The following is a 17613-nucleotide window of genomic DNA, read 5'->3' as shown; positions in this document are numbered from 1 at the left end:
CGAGCGTAAGGCGCAAAAGGTCCGGTCGCTCCTCCGTCGTGGGCCGTTGTGGGAGAACTCACCTGCGCTGTCACCGGTTCGGGGGGCGCGCGGGGCGGAGTGCGCGCCGGTACGGTCTGCGGTATGGATACGTCATGGTGGCTCGCGCTGGCCGCCGTGGTGGTGCTCGCGATGGTCGCCGCGGTGGCGGACGGCCGGGGTCGCAGCGACCGCGGACCCCGTGGGCGGACCACCCGGCCGCCGGGCCGTCCGCGCGGCCCGCGCCGCAGGCTGCCGGCGCCGAAACCCGCGGAGATCTGGTGGGCGCGGGTGCCTTACGAGGACGGGCCCGGCGACAAGGACCGGCCCTGTCTCGTCCTGTCCGTGCGGGGCGAGCGCGCGGTCGTCGCGAAGATCACCAGCAAGTACCACGACGAGCGCGCCGGGGTGATTCCGCTGCCGCCCGGTTCGGTGGGGGACGCGCGGGGGCGGCCCAGCTTCCTGGAGACGGACGAGCTGCGGGACGTGCCGGTGTGGGAGTTCCGCAGGCGGGCGGGGGTCGTGGATCCGGCGCTGTGGGATCAGGTGCGGTATTTGGCGGGTTGAGCGCGGGTTGAGCAGCGAAACGCCGGACGGGCTGGATTCATCCAGCCCGTCCGGCGTTTGAGGACGGACTCGGCGGAGCCGCTGCTCAACCGTTGCGCAGGGCGCTCAAGCCCACAGCTGACCCTGCAGCGTCTCGATCGCCGCCTCGGTCGTCTCGGCGGTGTAGACGCCGGTCGACAGGTACTTCCAGCCTCCGTCGGCCACCACGAAGACGATGTCGGCGGACTCCCCCGCCGCCACCGCCTTCTTGCCGACGCCGATCGCCGCGTGCAGCGCGGCCCCGGTGGAGACACCGGCGAAGATGCCCTCCTCCTTGAGCAGCTCACGGGTGCGCGTCACCGCGTCCGCCGAGCCGACCGAGAAGCGGGTGGTCAGGACGGACGCGTCGTACAGCTCGGGGACGAAGCCCTCGTCGAGGTTCCGCAGGCCGTACACGAGGTCGTCGTAGCGGGGCTCCGCCGCGACGATCTTGATGTCCGGCTTCTGCTCGCGCAGGAAGCGGCCCACGCCCATGAGCGTGCCCGTCGTGCCGAGGCCCGCCACGAAGTGGGTGACGGAGGGGAGGTCCGCGAGGATCTCGGGACCGGTGCTCGCGTAGTGCGCGCCCGCGTTGTCCGGGTTGCCGTACTGGTAGAGCATCACCCAGTCCGGGTGCTCGGCCGCCAGCTCCTTGGCCACGCGTACGGCCGTGTTGGAGCCGCCCGCCGCCGGGGACGGGATGATCTCCGCACCCCACATGGCGAGCAGTTCGCGCCGCTCCTGCGAGGTGTTCTCCGGCATGACGCACACGATGCGGTAGCCCTTGAGCTTGGCCGCCATCGCGAGCGAGATGCCCGTGTTGCCGGACGTCGGCTCCAGGATCGTGCAGCCGGGCGTCAACCGCCCGTCCTTCTCCGCCTGTTCGACCATGTGCAGCGCCGGGCGGTCCTTGATGGAACCGGTCGGGTTACGGTCCTCCAGCTTCGCCCAGATGCGGACGTCGTCGGAGGGTGACAGGCGCGGCAGGCGGACGAGGGGCGTGTTGCCCACGGCCGCCAGCGGGGAGTCGTAGCGAGGCATCCGCGATCAGACCATGCCGCCGGCCACGGCCGGGAGGATCGTCACGTTGTCGCCGTCCGTGAGTTTGGTGGAGATGCCGTCCAGGAAGCGGACGTCCTCGTCGTTCAGGTAGACGTTCACGAAGCGGCGCAGCTTGTCGCCGTCCACGATGCGCTCGGCGATACCCGCGTGCCGCGAGTCGAGGTCGGTGAAGAGCTCGGCGAGGGTGTCCCCGCTGCCCTCGACGGCCTTGGCGCCGTCGGTGTAGGTGCGGAGGATGGTCGGGATGCGGACCTCGATGGCCATGGCTGGGGGCTCCTGTCGGGAGAAGTCACGTGGGTGGGCGCGCGGCGGCCCGGTCGTGCGGTGCGTCAGTGCGGGTGCGCGAGTGCCGGTGCGTACGGCGTCGCGCGGGGGTGGCGCCGCGGCTCACGGCCGTACGGCGGCGGCTGTCAGCGCGAACAGATCGCGCTGGAGAGCCTGCACAAATCGACGTGCAGACGCGCAACGAGCAGCATGCCCGGCATCTTGTCGCTCACGTCGTGGGGAACCATGCGGTCATCGTATCGATTCCCGGTCCGGGTTCTGGAATGTGATCTCACATAGTGGATGATTCACGTCCATCACGTGGATGGAGGGGTGGCGACGGGAGGCGGGGCGCGGCCGTGGGCAGGTACGTGACCGTCGGGGCACCGGTCGCCGGATGCACCGCGACCTCCGCCGTGACTCCGTACACCTCGGCGAGGAGCTCGCTGGTCAGGACCTCCTTCGGGGGGCCCGACGCGACGAGGCGGCCTGCTTCGAGCACGTACAGACGGTCGCAGTAGTACGCCGCCAGATTGAGGTCGTGCAGGGCCAGGAGATTCGTCGTGCCGAGGTCGCGGACCAGGGCGAGGATCTCCAGCTGGTAGCGGATGTCCAGGTGGTTGGTCGGCTCGTCGAGGACGAGGACCGCGGGCTCCTGCACCAGCGCCCTCGCCACGAGTGCGCGCTGCCGCTCGCCGCCGGAGAGCCCGGCGAAGGCGCGGTGGGCGAGGTCCGCCGCGCCGACCCGCTCAAGAGCCTCGCCGACCAGGACGGCGTCCCGCGCGGTGTCCGCCTCCCAGAAGCGCTTGTGCGGGGAGCGGCCCATGGCCACGATCTGCCGGACGGTGAGCTCGAAGCCGGTGTGCCCGTCCTGCGGGACCGTGGCGACGCGGCGGGCGCGGTCCTTGGCGGAGCCGGCCGCGAGGTCGTCGCCGTCCAGGAGTACGCGGCCGCCGGTGGGCGTGAGGGTGCCGTAGACGCAGCGCAGGAGGGTGGTCTTGCCGCTGCCGTTGGGGCCGACGAGGCCGACGGTCTCGCCCGGGGCGGCGTGCAGGGTGACGTCGTCGACGAGGGTCTTGCCGTCCACACGGTAGGTGAGGGACTCGGTTCCGAGTTCGGCCGGGCTGCTCATGCCGTCGCCTCCGTACGGTTCCTTCGCAGCATCCACAGGAAGAACGGGCCGCCGGTCAGCGCCGTCAGGACGCCGACCGGGATGTCCTGCGGCGCCGCGACCGTGCGCGCGGCGAGGTCGGCGGCCACCAGGAACACCGCGCCCATCAGGGCCGCCACCGGCAGGAGCGCCCGGTGGGCGGCGCCGACGAGCATCCGGGCCGCGTGCGGCACCATCAGGCCGACGAAGCCGATGGCCCCGCTGTACGCGACGAGTACGCCGGTCAGGAGCGAGGCGAGGACGAAGACGGCGGCGCGGAAGCGGGCGGTGTCCAGGCCGAGGACGGTGGCACCCTCCTCGCCGACCAGGAGCAGGTCCAGGGGGCGGGCGAGGGCGACGAGCAGCGCCGTGCCCGCGATCAGGGCGCCGCCGGGCAGGGCGAGCATGTCCCAGCGGGCGCTGCCGAGGCCGCCGAGCGTCCAGTACAGGACTTCCTTCAGGTGGTCCGCGCTGTCGGCCGTGATCAGGATCAGGCTGGTCAGGGCGGAGAGGATGTACGAGACGGCCACTCCGGCCAGGATCAGGCGACCGGTGGCGAAGCCCCCGCCGCCGGACCTGGCCAGGGCGTAGACGACGAGCAGCGAGAGCAGGGCGCCGACGAAGGCCGCGGCCGGGATCGTGACGGTGGTCGCAAGGCCCGCCCCGATGCCGAAGACGCTGCCGAGCACAATAACGGCGACGGCTCCGGCGGAGGCGCCGGAGGAGACCCCGAGGAGGAAGGGGTCGGCCAGCGGGTTTCTCACCAGGGCCTGGAGGACGGCGCCGATGACGGCGAGCCCCGCGCCCACGGCTGCGCCGAGCAGGACCCTGGGGAGGCGGACGTCCAGCACGATGGTGCGGAACGGGGAGGGTTCCGCGCCGCCCGTGAGGATGTCCAGGACCTCGGACGCCGGGATCCGGACGGAGCCCAGCGCGAGCCCTGCGATGGTTGCCGCCACGAGGGCGGCGCAGAGTGCCGTTACGACTGTCACGTAGCCCAGTCGTCCGCGGGCCCGTGCGGCCCTGGCGGGGCTCTCCCCCACCCCGCCCCTTCCCGGAACCGGGGGCTCAGCCCCCGGGCCCCCGGACGCGTTGCCGTCGATCACCGGCTCCGCCGAGTTCGTCCTCAAACGCCGGACGGGCTGAGATTTCACAGCTGATCCGCCAGCTTCTCCACCGCCCCCGGTGCCCTCACCCCCACCACCGCGTCCGACAGCGGCAGTACCGCGAAGCGCTTGTGCTTGACGGCGGGGACGTCTGCCAGGACCGGGTCCTCCAGGAGGCGCTTCTTCTTCTGGGCCACCGTCGTGCCTCCGTAGTCGAGGATCGCGATCACCTCGGGCTTACGGTCGACCACCGACTCCCAGGACGCGTCGCCGAAGGACTTGTCCAGGTCGGCGAAGACGTTGCGGCCGCCTGCCCGCTCGATGATGTCGTTGCCGATGCCACGGCCGCCCGCCGTGAAGGCCGTCTTGTCCCCGCTGTCGTAGACGAAGACAGGGACGGGCTTCCCGGACCCCGACCGCTTCTCCGCGGCGGCCAGTTCGCGCTTCGCCGCGCTCACCCACGCGTCCGCCCGCGCCCGCACACCGAACGTGCTGCCGACCTCGCGGACCTCCTTGTAGACGTCGTCCATCGACACCGGCCGCTTGGCGCAGCCCTCGACGTTCAGGCGGCTCTCGATGCCGGACTTCGCCAGGGCCTTGCGGCTGCGGCCCTCCCCCGCCGTGAAGGCGCTCGCGTAACCGCCGTAGACGTAATCGGGGTCGGCGGCCAGGAGCTTCTCGTACGAGGGGTACTCCTCGGCGAGGACCGGGGTGTCCGCGTACGCCTTCGCGTACTTCGGCAGGACCTCGTCGTCCAGGTACGCCGTACCCGCGAGGTGGTCCTTCAGGCCGAGCTCCAGCATCACTTCCGTCACGTGCTGGTTCATCGTCACGGCACGCTTCGGGGGTGCTTCGTACGTCGTCGTCACGCCGCAGTTCGTGACCGTGTACGGGAAACCCGGCGTCTTCTCGGACACCGGCTTCGACTCCGATCCCTCGGAGGACGAACATGCGGCGAGCGGGACCAGCAGGGCCGCGGCCATGAGCACGCGTATGGGGCGGGGCATGACTGAGCGCCTCCTCCAGGGGATTCCGCGTCCCCTGCGTCGTGGGAGAAGAAGGCGGCAGGTCAGTTCCTGACTGCCCCACCCGCTCGGGGTGGGATCACAGTGGCGGGACCGTGCCGGATTCGCACCGGCTTCCTGGGTCCTGCCGCCTCAAGGTGGAGCTCAGTATGCCTGGACGACCTTCACCTCTTCTTCGGTGACCTCGCCCTCGACGATCCGGAAGGAGCGGAACTGGAACTCGCCCGCGCCGTCGGCGTCGGCCGTGGAGACCAGGACGTAGTGCGCGCCGGGCTCGTTGGCGTACGTGATGTCCGTGCGCGAGGGGTACGCCTCGGTCGCCGTGTGCGAGTGGTAGACGATCACCGGCTCCTCGTCGCGGTCGTCCATCTCGCGGTAGAGCTTGAGGAGGTCGGTCGAGTCGAACTCGTAGAACGTGGGCGAGCGGGCCGCGTTCAGCATCGGGATGAAGCGTTCCGGGCGGCCGGTGCCCTCCGGGCCCGCGACCACACCGCAGGCCTCGTCGGGGTGGTCCTCGCGTGCGTGCGCGACGATCTGGTCGTGGAGGGCCTGGGTGAGGGTCAGCATGGCAGCCAGGATAAGCAGAAGGGCCGACCCGTACCGAAGGGTGGTACGGGTCGGCCCACATGCTGGGATCGAGCGGTGATCCAGGTGCGATCAGGCGGGGATCAGGCCTTGAGGACGTCCTTCTGGCCCGCCTCGCCGCCACCGGTCTGCTGTGCGTCGCCGCGCTTCTGCATGACCAGGTAGCCGACGCCGAGGATCAGGGCCCACACCGGAGCCGCGTAGAGCGAGATCCGCGCGTCCTTGTCGACACCCATCATCACGATGACCATGCCGATGAACAGGAGGGCGAACCAGCTCGTGTACGGGGCGCCCGGCGCCCGGAAGCTGGACTGCGGCAGCTCGCCGCGGTCGGCCTTGCGGCGGTACTTGATCTGGCAGATCAGGATCATGATCCAGGCCCACATGCCAGAGATGGTCGCGAAGGAGACTACGTAGTTGAACGCCTCGCCCGGCCACTGGTAGTTGATCCAGACGCCGACCAGCATCAGGGACGCGGAGAACGTGGTGCCGACCAGGGGCAGGCCGTTCTTCGTCAGCTTGGTGAAGAACTTCGGGCCCTGGCCGTTGAGCGCCAGGTCGCGCAGCATGCGGCCGGTGGAGTACATCCCGGAGTTGCAGGAGGAGAGCGCGGCCGTCAGGACGACGAAGTTGACGATGGCGGCGCCGACACCCAGGCCCATCTCCTCGAAGGCCGCGACGAACGGCGAGACGCCCGGCTGGAACGACGTCCACGGGACGACCGAGAGGATCATGATGAGCGCGCCGATGTAGAAGACGGCGATGCGCCATGGCACGGTGTTGATGGCCTTGGGCAGGACGGTCTTCGGGTCCTTGGACTCGCCCGCGGTGACGCCGACCAGCTCGACGGCGAGGAAGGCGAACATCACGATCTGCAGCGTCATCAGCGTGGAGCCGATGCCGTTCGGGAAGAAGCCGCCCTCGCTCCACAGGTGGGAGACGGACGCGGTGTCACCGGCGTCGGAGAAGCCGATGGTGAGGACGCCGACGCAGATCAGGATCATGCCGATGATGGCCGTGACCTTGATCATCGAGAACCAGAACTCTATCTCGCCGAAGAGCTTCACCGAGATCAGGTTCGCGCCGTACAGGATGACCGTGAAGATCAGCGCGTAGCCCCATTGTGGGATGGCGTCATGCGTCCAGTACTGCATGTACTGGGCCGCCGCCGTGACTTCCGTGATTCCGGTGACGACCCAGAAGAGCCAGTACGTCCAGCCGGTCACGTACCCGAAGAACGGGCCGATGAATTCACGCGCGTACTCCGAGAAGGAGCCCGACACGGCGCGGTACATGAGCAGCTCGCCCAGGGCCCGCATGATGAAGAAGATGACGAGGCCGGCGATGGCGTACGCCAGGATGAGGCTCGGACCGGCCTTGTGGATGGCCTTGCCCGCGCCGAGGAACAGGCCGGTGCCGATGGCACCGCCGATCGCGATCATCTGGATCTGCCGGGCACCGAGCCCGCGCTGATAGCCCTCGCCCGACGTGCCGGGCGAGCCGCCCGTGCCGCCGGCCTCATTGCCGTCGTGATGCTCTTCGACCTGCACTGAGGTCATGGTGACGCCTTTCTCCACGCTAGATCCGTGCCCGCAGTCTGCGTATGGCCACGGATCAGGTCCTGATCCCCCCGGATATGGATGGAGTGCTACCGGCGGTCTGCCGGCCCGAGCGCCACCGGTGACATGGGTGGCGTCACCGAGTGGTCGTGAAGATTTATCACGGCCGCAATAGTGATCGGCCCGGCCAGATGTGGCCCACGCCACGAGAAGAACCGGACAAAATTCCCTCGCCCAGCCAAAGGTGATCACCCGAGTGACACGATCGTTATCCGGATTTGAGCGTCCGGTGAGCGAACGGAGGCCAATCGCTGCTATGTACAACGACTTTGCCGTGGCGTTCAGCCGATGAGCGTGCCGACCAACGTCTCCTGCAGACCGCCGAGCCAGAGGTAGGCCATCACCATCGGCTTACGTGGATCGGAGTCGGGCAGCCGATAGAGCAGGTCCGTGTCGTCCTCGTCCGTCACTTCGAGGCGCGCGCCGATCGCGAGGCGCAGGTCGTTGAGCGAGCCGAGCCAGTGCCGCGACTCGTCGGTGGACAGCTTCAGTACGGCGCCGCCCTCGCCCTTCGAGGTCATGGCGTCCAGGCAGCGGATCACCACGAGGGCGTCGTCGCGCTTCTTGGCCCGCAGATCGTTCTCGGTGAAGCGCCTGAACTCCGAGGAGTAGGCGCGTAGTTCGTCGGCGTCGCCGGCACCCTCCTCGCTGCCGGGACCGCCATAGGCGTCCGGAAGCAGCCGCTGGAGGACCGGGTCGGTGGGCGGCTCGCTCGGGCCCTCCGCGAACAGCTCCGCGAGGGGGTCGTCCGAGGCGTCCTCGGCCGGACCGGGGCCGATCAGCTCCAGGAGCTGCACGGCGAGTGAGCGGATGATCGAGATCTCGACCTCGTCGAGCGCGACGGCCGCGCCGCCCCCGGGGATGGCTTCGAATTGTCCTGGCATCAGATGCGTCGCTACTTCCGGTCCTGCTGGAGGGTGGCCCAAAGACCGTATCCGTGCATGGCCTGTACGTCGCGCTCCATCTCCTCGCGGGAGCCGGTGGAGACGACGGCGCGACCCTTGTGATGCACGTCCATCATCAGCTTCGTGGCCTTCTCCTTCGAGTACCCGAAGTAGGCCTGGAACACATAGGTCACGTAACTCATCAAATTGACCGGGTCGTTGTGGACGAGCGTGATCCAGGGGACGTCGGGCTCCGGGACGGCGAACGTCTCTTCGTCCGATTCCGGGCGGGTGATCTCTGCGGGAATAGTGCAGCGGGCGGAGCCCATCCTTGGAGGGGCGGTGGCGGGAGACGGGCGGGACGTACTCACTTGTCCCATGCTGCCACCCGCAGGGGGCCCTCGCACAAATGGGCTCACGAAATCGTCAGAGTGACGAGATGCGGGGTAGCATCCTTCGTATGAACACAGCGGACCTTGGGCTGCCGGTGGATGTTCCGTCGACAGCGCTCTTCACGGATCACTACGAGCTCACGATGCTGCAGGCCGCGTTGAAGGCCGGCACCGCCGATCGGCGCTCCGTCTTCGAGGTCTTCACGCGCAGACTGCCCGAGGGGCGCCGCTATGGAGTGGTGGCCGGAACGGGCCGGGTCCTGGACGCCGTCGAGAACTTCCGCTTCGACGCCGACGTGATCGGCTTCCTGCGCGAGCGCCGCGTCGTCGACGAGGCGACCCTCCAGTGGCTCTCCTCCTACCGCTTCAGCGGCGACGTCTGGGGCTATCCGGAGGGCGAGGTCTACTTCCCCGGCTCGCCGATCCTGCGCGTCGAGGGCTCCTTCGCGGAGTGCGTGCTCCTGGAGACGGTGATCCTCTCCATCCTCAACCACGACTCGGCGATCGCGGCCGCGGCCTCCCGGATGGCATCGGCCGCCGGTGAGCGCCCGCTGATCGAGATGGGCGCACGGCGTACGCACGAGCTCGCGGCCGTCGCCGCCTCGCGCGCCGCGTACGTGGGCGGCTTCACCACCACGTCCGACCTGGCGGCCGGCTTCCGCTACGACATCCCCACGGTCGGCACGTCGGCCCACGCCTTCACCCTGCTGCACGACAACGAGCGCGACGCGTTCCAGGCCCAGGTGGACTCGCTGGGCCCCGGCACCACGCTGCTCGTGGACACGTACGACGTGACCGAGGCCGTCCGTACCGCCGTCGAGATCGCCGGACCGGAGCTGGGCGCCGTGCGCATCGACTCCGGTGACCTGCTCCTGGTCGCGCACCGGGTGCGGCAGCAGCTGGACGAGCTCGGCGCCACCAAGACGAAGATCGTCGTGACCTCGGACCTGGACGAGTACGCCATCGCCTCGCTGGCGGCGGCGCCCGTGGACGCGTACGGCGTCGGCACGCAGCTCGTGACCGGGTCCGGACACCCGACCTGCTCGATGGTCTACAAGCTGGTGGCCCGCGCCCACTCGGCGGACCCGCACGCTCGCCTTGAGCCGGTGGCCAAGAAGTCACTCGGCGCCAAGTCGTCGGTGGGCGGTCGCAAGTGGGCCGCGCGGCGGCCCGACGAGCACGGGGTCGCCGAGGCCGAGGTGATCGGCACGGGTGCCGTGCCGGTGGAGCTCGCCGACCACCAGCTCCTCGTCGAGCTGATCAAGGGCGGCGAGGTGGTGGCGCGCGAGCCGCTGGACACCGTGCGCGAGCGGCACGCGGCGGCGCGGGCGCGGCTCCCGCTGTCGGCCACGCAGCTGTCGAAGGGCGAGGCGGTCATTCCCACGGAGTACATCTGATGCCGGTGGACCACATCCGCGGTGTGCGCCGGAGCGGCGGACAGAGCGTTCGAACGCCCTCTCCCGCATCGCGGTCGAAGTCTCTACGCTCGGTTCATCCGGCCGAGTCCCCTCTCCCTGCCCTCACGCCTACGAGCCTTGCCGAGCCGAAGGACAACCGATGCGCCGCGCTCTGATCGTCGTCGATGTACAGAACGACTTCTGCGAGGGCGGCAGCCTCGCGGTCGCCGGGGGGTCCGACGTGGCCGCCGCGATCACCGAGCTGATCGGGCAGGCCCCGGCGGGCTACCGGCACGTGGTGGCCACCCGCGACCACCACATCGACCCGGGCGACCACTTCTCGGACCACCCGGACTACGTGCGCTCCTGGCCGCCGCACTGCGTGGCGGGCACGGAGGGCACCGGGTTCCACCCGAACTTCGCGCCGGTCGTCGCGTCCGGGGCCATCGACGCGGTCTTCGACAAGGGGGCCTACTCGGCCGCGTACAGCGGCTTCGAGGGGGCCGACGAGAACGGCGTCACGCTGGCCGACTGGCTGCGGGCCCGGAAGATCACCGAGGTGGACGTGGTGGGCATCGCCACGGACCACTGCGTGCGGGCGACGGCGCTCGACGCGGTACGAGAGGGCTTCGCCACGGTGGTCCTGCTCGACCTGACGGCGGGGGTCTCCGAGGAGAGCACCGAGCGGGCCCTGGAGGAGCTCAGGGCCGCCGGGGTGGAACTGACCGGCAAGCCGGTGGTGTAGCCCCGTAAGGGGCTCGGGGCTGTGGCACATGCGGCTCCGCCGCGCGGGTGCGACAAGCCCTCACCGGGCTCGCAGTCATCACCGCACGCCCAGCAGGGCGATCACTCACACGCCCGAGGCGCTGGCCTCGGTCTGCCCGGGTCTCTGGCGCTGAAGCGCCTGCCGCTTCAGGGCACGAATGGGATGCCAGAGCTCAGCGGCAGCGTCCGGCGCCGTACGCCATATCAGCCCGTCCGGGTGATGAAGCACCGCCGTGATCTCGTCCGGCGTCGGAGGCTCCGCGTTGCCCCGCAGATAGACGGCCCGCATGCCCAGGTTCCGCAGGCGTGTCAGCGCCCTCGCGCGGTTCACCGCGTGGACGATCATCCGGACATTGCCGCCGCCCGCGGACGGGCTCGGCAGGGTCAAGGCCACCACCACGCTGCCGTTCGGCAGCTTGCTGAAACCTCCTGCGGACATGGCTGGTCACACCCCCGTGAGACGTCGCACGGGGCCCTGGTCCGTTGCTGCCGGACCCCGTGTCAATAAGAAATCCACAGGACGCACCTAAACACGATCGGCCGCCGCCCGCTAGGGGGCGACGGCCGATACGGCTCTGACCTGCGAAAATGCTACCTACTTCACCGAGGGAGCCACCTGGAGCGTGATCGTCGAGCCATCCTTCGGCTCCTTGACGATCTTGATCTGAGTGTTGGTGTCAGTGACCTTGACACTTCCCGTGGGGTTCTCCTTGAACCAGTAGGTGCCCTTGTGGTCGTCGAAGACCGAGACGCCCTTCTGGGACTTGATCTTCAGCGGCACGTCCGCGTTGTGGAGCGTGATCGCGTCCGTCCGGTACTTGCTGAACGTCGCGTCGAACGGCTGGATCTTGTTCCGCAGCAGGGTGCCGTCCGCCCACTTGAGCGGCTCGGCGTGCGCGTCCACCGGCAGGATCAGGCCCTGGCCGGGGTGCGCGCTGGTGTTGTTGTCCTTCTGCGAGGTGTCCCACTGCCAGACCATCAGGCCGTTCTGGTACGCGTAGTGCTCCACCCAGTCCGGACGGGACTTGGAGAAGCCGAAGTTGTACGGGCCGACCTTCAGGGTCTTGTCGTACGACACGTACTGCCGGTTCTCGGCGAGGTAGTACTGGTCGTAGTTCTTGGTGAAGGACTCACCTATGCGCGAAAAGCCCTTCGCCGTCCAGCCGTTGTCGTCGCCCTCGGCGCCGTCCTCGAAGACCTTGGCGCCGTCCGCGGTGACCGCGAGCGCGTCGGCCGCGAAGCCCTTGCCGCCCGCGCCGCCGTCCGTCGAGTACCGGAAACGGAGGTCGATCTTCTTGCCGGCGTACGCGTCGAGCGGGAACGCGAGCTTCTTGTACGCACCCGAGGCACCCGTCAACGCGGGCTTGTCCCCGGCGTCGCGCGGGATGGCCTTGCCGTCCGCGGTCCCGTCCACGGGGACCCAGTTGGCGCCGCCGTCCGTCGACACCTCGGTGTAGAGATAGTCGTAGTTGGCCTCGATGTCCCACCAACCGTCAAGGGAGAGCTCGGCCTTGGACTTGCCGGTCAGGTCGACCGAGCGCGTCAGGGTGTTCTTGAGGTCGTCGCCCTGGTCGCTCCACCACTGCTTGGAGCCCTCGGTCGGCTTGGTGACCGTGGTGGTGACGGGCTTCTTGGGCAGCTCGACGACGAGCGCCTGCTTGTTCTTGGTGTTGTACTCCGAGACACCCAGCTTGTGCGTCGACTTGGTCGCGGCCTTGGCCTTGGCGTAGTCGAGCCAGCCCAGCTGGAACTTGTCCCAGGCGGTCATGTCGCCGGGCAGGTCACCGATGGCGTCCTTGCCCGTGCCGAGCCAGGATCCGGCCGACATCAGCGACCAGAAGCCGACCGAGTTCTCGCCCTTGCCCGTGGTGTCGTACAGGTCGGGCAGGCCCAGGTCGTGGCCGTACTCGTGGGCGAAGACACCGAGGCCGCCGTTCTCCGGCTGCATCGTGTAGTCGCCGACCCAGATGCCCGAGTCGCCGATCTGCGTGCCGCCCGACTTGTTGTCGGCCGGGCCGGTCTTGCCCGCGTCGCTTCCGTACGCGTACCAGCGGTGCGCCCAGAGGGCGTTGGTGCCCTCGGCGCCGCCGCCTGCCGACTCGTCCTCGCCCGCGTGGACGATCTGGAAGTGGTCGATGTACCCGTCGGGCTCGTTGAAGTTGCCGTCGCCGTCGAAGTCGTAGCGGTCCCACAGATCGTACTTGGCGAGGTCGGCCTTGATCTGGGCGTCCGTGCGGCCCTGGGCCTTCTGGTCCTTCGTCCAGGCGGTGACGCCGTCCTTCACCGCGTCCCAGACGTTGGCGCAGTTGGTGTCGCCGCAGTAATTCGAGCCGTACCGCGCCTCGTTGTAGTCGACCTTGACCCAGTCGGAGACCTCGCCGTCGACCGAGTAACGGCCGGAGGAGGTCTTCTCGTAGTAGGTCTTCAGGGAGTGCTTGGTCTTGCCCTTCTTGTCCTTGCCCTCACCGAAGTAGAGGTCCTGGAAGTGCTTCTGGTTGTAGTCCTTCTGCCAGGCCGTGCTGTTGTCCTTCGCACGGTCCGGCTCGGCTATTTTGTTGTGCGCGGGGCCGGGCTTGCCGCCGTACTTCTTGATCGGCGCCTCGGGCCCGTCAGGACCGTCGGGGTCGTACATGGTGGTGTCGTCCACCTTGTCCCCGAACTCGACCAGGATCGTGAAGATCTTGTCGGTCTTCTCCCGGCCGAGCTCGACGTACTTCTTGTCGTCGAGCTTCACGACCTGGGAGCCGCCGCGCTTCTGCACCTTGGCGTCGCCCTCGACGACCTGCTGGAGGGCCGCCTGCCGCTGTTGCGCCTGCCGCTTGCTGAAGGGGCCCTCGAGGTCGTGGTCGACCTGCGCTTTAGCCCTGCTCGGGTCCTGCCGGTCAATGGCTGGAGCTCCGCTCGACCCACTGTCCTCGTCGGCCGATGCGGTGGCTGCCGAGAACGTGGCGGCTGCGGCGGCCATCGCCACGGCAGCCGCGGTGGCTCTGAACGTCCGTCTTCTGACTGTCACTTGATGCTGTCCTCCCCCGCGTCCGCGCGAAGGCGGGCCGAGGTCCCGGTCGGAGGAGGTCCGCGCGCGATACGCGTCACAAGTGACGACATTCGACCGGAGATACGAGAGAAAAGACAGACCTTGACTTGAACAGGCCAAGTGCACTATGCAGGCCGGGAGATCCGCTATGCGGACGCGCGCGCCCGCCCGTCGACATGGTCAACGGGCGCGTTCCAACGTCCACTTGATGGACGTCATGAACCAGTGCGCCCCCTGTGCTGCCGCACCGTGGGTTAGGTCACGCTTACTGCCCGTTCCCGTCGGGCATGCAGCGGAATAGAGTCAATCGACGGTGCGCTACAGCGCGAGGCGACACTTCTCAAGTCGCCGCAGCCGGGCACCCTTTGATTCGTATTACAGCTTCACATTGGGCTCGACCACCCCCGCATCCGCTGTCCCGAGGACGGATTACGCCATGCCTCGTCCCATGCCGCTGCCTCGTCCGACCCCCGCGCAGATCACCTATGGCACGCTGACCGTCGTCTTCTCGACGCTCGCGATGCTGCTGCTCTCCCAGACGAGTTCGGGGATCGGGGTGGCGGTGATAGCCGCCGCCGCGCTCTGCCTCGGATTACTGGTGGCCATGACGGTGCCCCAGCCAGAACCCGTGGCCGCACCGGCCGCACGCGTCGCTGCCGGGGCCCGGACCGCGGACGAGCGCGTTCCGGTACAGCGTGCCGCCGCGCCCGTCCTTGCCGAGTCCGTACGCGAGCCGGCGGGCCCGTAGGAATCACGAGCCCGCCGGATACGCCGCTGCCGCCGCGGCAGCGGTCCGCCTGTGTCGTACGCCCTGTGGTCAGCCGGTGCTGACCACCACCGTCTTGGCCGCCTTGTCGTGCAGGCCCTGCTTGTAGGGCTTGTCGAAGAAGCTCCAGCCGCCGCAGATCGCGGTCCAGATGCAGGCGCAGCAGAAGGCGAACGGCAGCCAGAGAACGGCCGCGCGGACGAGCGCGGTCTGCAGGGTGGGGGTCGCCCCGTCGTTGAGGTTCGCGACCCTGAGCCCCAGCCACTTCTTGCCCAGGGTCTGACCCGTCCTGGAGATCATGAAGCTGTCGTACGCGATGTAGAGCACGGCGGCGAGCAGTGACTGCCCGAAGCTCTTGCCGTACTGGACCTCGTCCGGGTCGACGTCGAACTCGTTCGTACCGAAGGCCCAGGAGAGCAGCCAGACGACGATACCGACGAGGATCATGTCGAGGATGCGGGCGAGTACGCGCTTCCCGCTGTCCGCCAGGGGCGGCATGCCGGCGAGGGGGTCGTTCCCACCGCCGTAGGGGCCTCCTCCTCCGCCGTAGGGATCTCCACCCCCGCCGTACGGCGGGGGTGGCGGGGGCGTGCCGTAAGGGGAGCCGGAGCCGCTGTCCTGCGGGGGCTGCTTCCTGAAGGGGTCGTTGTCGTCGGGGGGCGGCGGGAAGGGCGGCGGTTCGGTACTCATGGGGCGAGTCGACCGCGAGTGCGCCAGGGGCGCATCCGGCGAGGGGCTGGATGGGTTAAGGAGTTTCGCTAACCCGCCACAAACGTTCCCGCAGCCTTGTCATGCCAGCACTGCCGCCACGGCCGGTCGAACACGCACCACACGACCCCGACGACGCCCATCACCAGAACCCCCGGCACCACATAGACGAGCCACCGCTTCAGCGCCGAGCCGAACGACGGCGCCTCATGCTCCTCCATGTCCCGCACCTGAAGCCCGAGGACCTTCTTCCCGAGGGTCCGGCCCCACTTCGCCGTGGGCAGCACCTCAAAGAGGACGCCGAAGAGGAGCAGCACACCCAGGACCATCCCCAGGTATCCCGCGGTGGTGCCGTCGAGCAGCCACACCGTGACCTTCTCGCCGGACATCTTCGCCGTGTCGATCTTGCTGTCGACGTGGTCGGCGGCCTTCGTGCCGAGCGGCAGCGCCGCGGCACCGGTCACGGCCGCGAGGACGACCGTGTCGATGAGCCGCGCGGCGAACCGCTTGCCGAGGCCCGCGGGCCGCCCCGCCGCCTGGTTCTGCGCCATCGCGAGGAAGGGGTCGTTGGCCACCGGCTTCCACGGCACGACGGGCTGCTGTTGCTGCCCGTCCCGATGCTGCCCGTCCCCCTCGGCGAGCTGATGCACCTGCTGCGCCCACGAGGGCGAGCCGCCACCGGGCCCCGAAGTCACGGGCGAGGCCCCACCACCCGGCGCACCGCCCTGCTGCGGGACGGTCGGCTGAGGCTGTACGGGGGCAGGCGCGGGGGCAGGCGCCTGCGGAGGTACGGCCGTCTGCGGAGCCGCCGGAGTCTGCGCCGCCGCACCGGACGACGCCGACTTCGGGCGGAGCGCCCGGATCGCCATGGTGCCTTCGGTGGCGGGCGCGGCAGCTGCGGGCCGCACCGGCCCCGCGGGCCTGCGGAACGTCACCGTGCCCTCTGCCGGGGGCTGCTCCTGCTTCGGCGGCGTGGCTGCTCCGCCGGACCCACCTGGCTTGATCGCACGGATCTGCACCGTGCCGGGGCCGTGCGCCTCCGGAGCGGGAACCGCATCGGCGGTCGACTCGCTCGGCTCACTCGGTACGCGCGGATCCCGCGGATCCCGCGGACCCTGGGCGGCCCCCGAAGCACTCCGCTGCTCGGGCCCGCCCCAAGACACCCGACGTTCCGTCTCGCCACCGAGCCCCGTCTGCCGAGCCGCGTCCGCCTGCCAGGCGGAGGCGGGCTCGGGCCTGGCCCCGTGCTGCGAGGCACCGGCGTCAGCCGCACCGCCCGCCGCCTCAGGCGCCGCGTCGGGCCCCTGCATGGGCTCCTCGTCGAAGAAGTGCGGCCCGGTCTCCTCCGCCGCGGCAGCGGGCGCAGGCCCGGCCCCGGGAGGCGCGGGGAGCGATTCGCCGTCGGTGGGGGCGGGACGGCTGGTCCCGGGCACCCAGGCCGCGCCGTTCCAGTACCGGACATATCCGGGAATGGACGGATCGGGGTAGTAGCCTTCGCGGGGCCTGTCGTCGCCTGGGGCCGGAGTTGGGGCGCTCATGTCCGTCGTCCCGTATCTGCTCGGGGGTCTTTTTGAGGCTCCACATCTATCAGACCTCCGCGTCCCCCTGTGCGGCTCCCGCCCGACAGACCACTTTCCGGGCACAGTTCAACTTCGTACGGAGAAAGTTTCCGGAACCCGCGTAACGCTCCCCGCCCACCGCGCTCTCTCCTTGCACGGGCCCGCTCCAGGGCCCCGGACAAGGAAGGAACAGCACCGACATGCACACCGTGGTGGAACGCGAGCTTGAGCTCAAACTCGTCCTGTCGCCGGAACGCGCCATCGCCGTCCCGGCCCGCCTCACCTACCGCACCGACGATCCCTACGCCGTCCACATCGCCTTCCACATCGGCACCGATCACCCCGTGAACTGGACGTTCGCCCGCGAGCTCCTGGTCGAGGGGGTGTTCAGGCCCTGCGGCCACGGCGACGTGCGGGTCTGGCCCACCAAGGTCGACGGGCGCAGCGTCGTCCTGATGGCGCTGAGTTCACCCGACGGTGACGCCCTCCTCGAAGCGCCCGCGCCCGCGGTGTCCGCCTGGCTCGAGCGCACGCTGCGGGTGGTCCCTCCGGGCTCTGAGGCTGAGCGGCTCGGCATCGACGACGGCCTCGCCGAGCTGCTCACACCTACCACGGGCCGCGTCGACGAGCTGTGGCTCCGCGACCCCTGGCCCTCCGACGAGTCCAAGGACGGTGAGTGAACTCCGCCGCCACG

The 17613-nt window shown here is 69.5% G+C and carries 19 protein-coding genes and 1 riboswitch; of the genes, 5 read left to right on the top strand and 14 right to left on the bottom strand.

All coding sequences use genetic code 11. The annotated features are described in order from the left end of the window. Window positions 1-123: 123 nt before the first annotated feature. Window positions 124-585: a type II toxin-antitoxin system PemK/MazF family toxin gene (locus tag AC5P1C_RS17310; RefSeq protein WP_493866724.1), complete on the top strand. Its 462-nt coding sequence runs from the start codon at window positions 124-126 to the stop codon at window positions 583-585. Window positions 586-690: 105 nt separating this feature from the next. Here the strand turns inward: AC5P1C_RS17310 and AC5P1C_RS17305 are convergent, their stop codons facing one another. The 10 genes from AC5P1C_RS17305 to clpS all read right to left on the bottom strand — a co-directional run bounded on the left by AC5P1C_RS17305 (window position 691) and on the right by clpS (window position 8627). Beyond that, entirely contained in the window at window positions 691-1644 is a 954-nt protein-coding gene (locus AC5P1C_RS17305; RefSeq protein WP_493866723.1) for a PLP-dependent cysteine synthase family protein, read from the bottom strand. A gap of 6 nt (window positions 1645-1650) precedes the next feature. Next, complete coding sequence (locus tag AC5P1C_RS17300; RefSeq protein ID WP_409057929.1) at window positions 1651-1929, bottom strand: MoaD/ThiS family protein; 279 nt, start codon at window positions 1927-1929, stop codon at window positions 1651-1653. Between the two features lie 146 nt (window positions 1930-2075). Next, the gene (locus AC5P1C_RS17295; RefSeq protein ID WP_336605789.1) at window positions 2076-2177 is read right to left on the bottom strand and encodes a putative leader peptide; all 102 of its coding nucleotides are present in this window, start codon (window positions 2175-2177) and stop codon (window positions 2076-2078) included. Between the two features lie 44 nt (window positions 2178-2221). Beyond that, a complete protein-coding gene (locus AC5P1C_RS17290; RefSeq protein ID WP_493866722.1) occupies window positions 2222-3061 on the bottom strand; it encodes an ABC transporter ATP-binding protein in 840 nt (279 codons plus the stop codon). Further along, on the bottom strand, window positions 3058-4080 hold the full coding sequence (locus AC5P1C_RS17285; RefSeq protein WP_493866839.1) for a FecCD family ABC transporter permease: 1023 nt from the start codon (window positions 4078-4080) through the stop codon (window positions 3058-3060). The genes AC5P1C_RS17290 and AC5P1C_RS17285 overlap by 4 nt, the downstream gene beginning before the upstream one ends. A 149-nt stretch (window positions 4081-4229) precedes the next feature. Next, complete coding sequence (locus tag AC5P1C_RS17280; protein ID WP_493866721.1) at window positions 4230-5192, bottom strand: ABC transporter substrate-binding protein; 963 nt, start codon at window positions 5190-5192, stop codon at window positions 4230-4232. Between the two features lie 43 nt (window positions 5193-5235). Beyond that, window positions 5236-5353: riboswitch (cobalamin riboswitch) on the bottom strand. Window position 5354: 1 nt separating this feature from the next. Then, window positions 5355-5777, bottom strand: coding sequence for a M67 family metallopeptidase (locus AC5P1C_RS17275; protein ID WP_493866720.1), 423 nt, complete (start codon window positions 5775-5777; stop codon window positions 5355-5357). Between the two features lie 101 nt (window positions 5778-5878). Beyond that, a complete protein-coding gene (locus AC5P1C_RS17270) occupies window positions 5879-7354 on the bottom strand; it encodes an amino acid permease (RefSeq protein WP_493866719.1) in 1476 nt (491 codons plus the stop codon). A gap of 341 nt (window positions 7355-7695) precedes the next feature. Continuing rightward, the gene (locus AC5P1C_RS17265; RefSeq protein WP_493866718.1) at window positions 7696-8298 is read right to left on the bottom strand and encodes a DUF2017 domain-containing protein; all 603 of its coding nucleotides are present in this window, start codon (window positions 8296-8298) and stop codon (window positions 7696-7698) included. A gap of 11 nt (window positions 8299-8309) precedes the next feature. Further along, the gene (gene clpS, locus AC5P1C_RS17260; RefSeq protein ID WP_493866838.1) at window positions 8310-8627 is read right to left on the bottom strand and encodes an ATP-dependent Clp protease adapter ClpS; all 318 of its coding nucleotides are present in this window, start codon (window positions 8625-8627) and stop codon (window positions 8310-8312) included. Between the two features lie 131 nt (window positions 8628-8758). Between clpS and AC5P1C_RS17255 the strand changes: the two genes are divergently transcribed. Both AC5P1C_RS17255 and AC5P1C_RS17250 read left to right on the top strand, forming a co-directional pair. Continuing rightward, window positions 8759-10087 carry a nicotinate phosphoribosyltransferase gene (locus AC5P1C_RS17255; protein WP_493866717.1) on the top strand — a complete coding sequence of 443 codons (1329 nt, stop codon included), beginning with the start codon at window positions 8759-8761 and terminating at the stop codon, window positions 10085-10087. A 160-nt stretch (window positions 10088-10247) separates the two neighbouring features. Continuing rightward, entirely contained in the window at window positions 10248-10832 is a 585-nt protein-coding gene (locus AC5P1C_RS17250) for a nicotinamidase (RefSeq protein WP_493866716.1), read from the top strand. Window positions 10833-10937: 105 nt separating this feature from the next. Here the strand turns inward: AC5P1C_RS17250 and AC5P1C_RS17245 are convergent, their stop codons facing one another. Next, the gene (locus tag AC5P1C_RS17245) at window positions 10938-11291 is read right to left on the bottom strand and encodes a hypothetical protein (protein WP_493866715.1); all 354 of its coding nucleotides are present in this window, start codon (window positions 11289-11291) and stop codon (window positions 10938-10940) included. 156 nt (window positions 11292-11447) lie between these two features. Then, a complete protein-coding gene (locus tag AC5P1C_RS17240; RefSeq protein ID WP_493866714.1) occupies window positions 11448-13865 on the bottom strand; it encodes an immune inhibitor A domain-containing protein in 2418 nt (805 codons plus the stop codon). A 475-nt stretch (window positions 13866-14340) separates the two neighbouring features. Here AC5P1C_RS17240 and AC5P1C_RS17235 point away from each other — a divergent pair, with 475 nt between their 5' ends. Then, window positions 14341-14634 (top strand): hypothetical protein, encoded by a 294-nt coding sequence (locus AC5P1C_RS17235; RefSeq protein WP_493866837.1) that lies wholly within the window; start codon window positions 14341-14343, stop codon window positions 14632-14634. 69 nt (window positions 14635-14703) lie between these two features. Here AC5P1C_RS17235 and AC5P1C_RS17230 read toward each other — a convergent pair whose 3' ends face one another. Together AC5P1C_RS17230 and AC5P1C_RS17225 are read right to left on the bottom strand one after the other, a co-directional pair. Next, a complete protein-coding gene (locus AC5P1C_RS17230) occupies window positions 14704-15342 on the bottom strand; it encodes an RDD family protein (RefSeq protein ID WP_493866713.1) in 639 nt (212 codons plus the stop codon). A 68-nt stretch (window positions 15343-15410) separates the two neighbouring features. Beyond that, the gene (locus tag AC5P1C_RS17225; protein WP_493866712.1) at window positions 15411-16898 is read right to left on the bottom strand and encodes an RDD family protein; all 1488 of its coding nucleotides are present in this window, start codon (window positions 16896-16898) and stop codon (window positions 15411-15413) included. A gap of 221 nt (window positions 16899-17119) precedes the next feature. On the opposite strand from AC5P1C_RS17225, the gene AC5P1C_RS17220 reads away from it, so the two are divergent. Beyond that, a complete protein-coding gene (locus AC5P1C_RS17220; protein ID WP_493866711.1) occupies window positions 17120-17599 on the top strand; it encodes an SsgA family sporulation/cell division regulator in 480 nt (159 codons plus the stop codon). Window positions 17600-17613 lie beyond the last annotated feature (14 nt).

It is taken from the genome of Streptomyces sp. A18, assembly GCF_059026065.1.
Note: the sequence above shows the minus strand (reverse complement) of the source record. Positions and strands in the feature narration are given on the sequence as shown.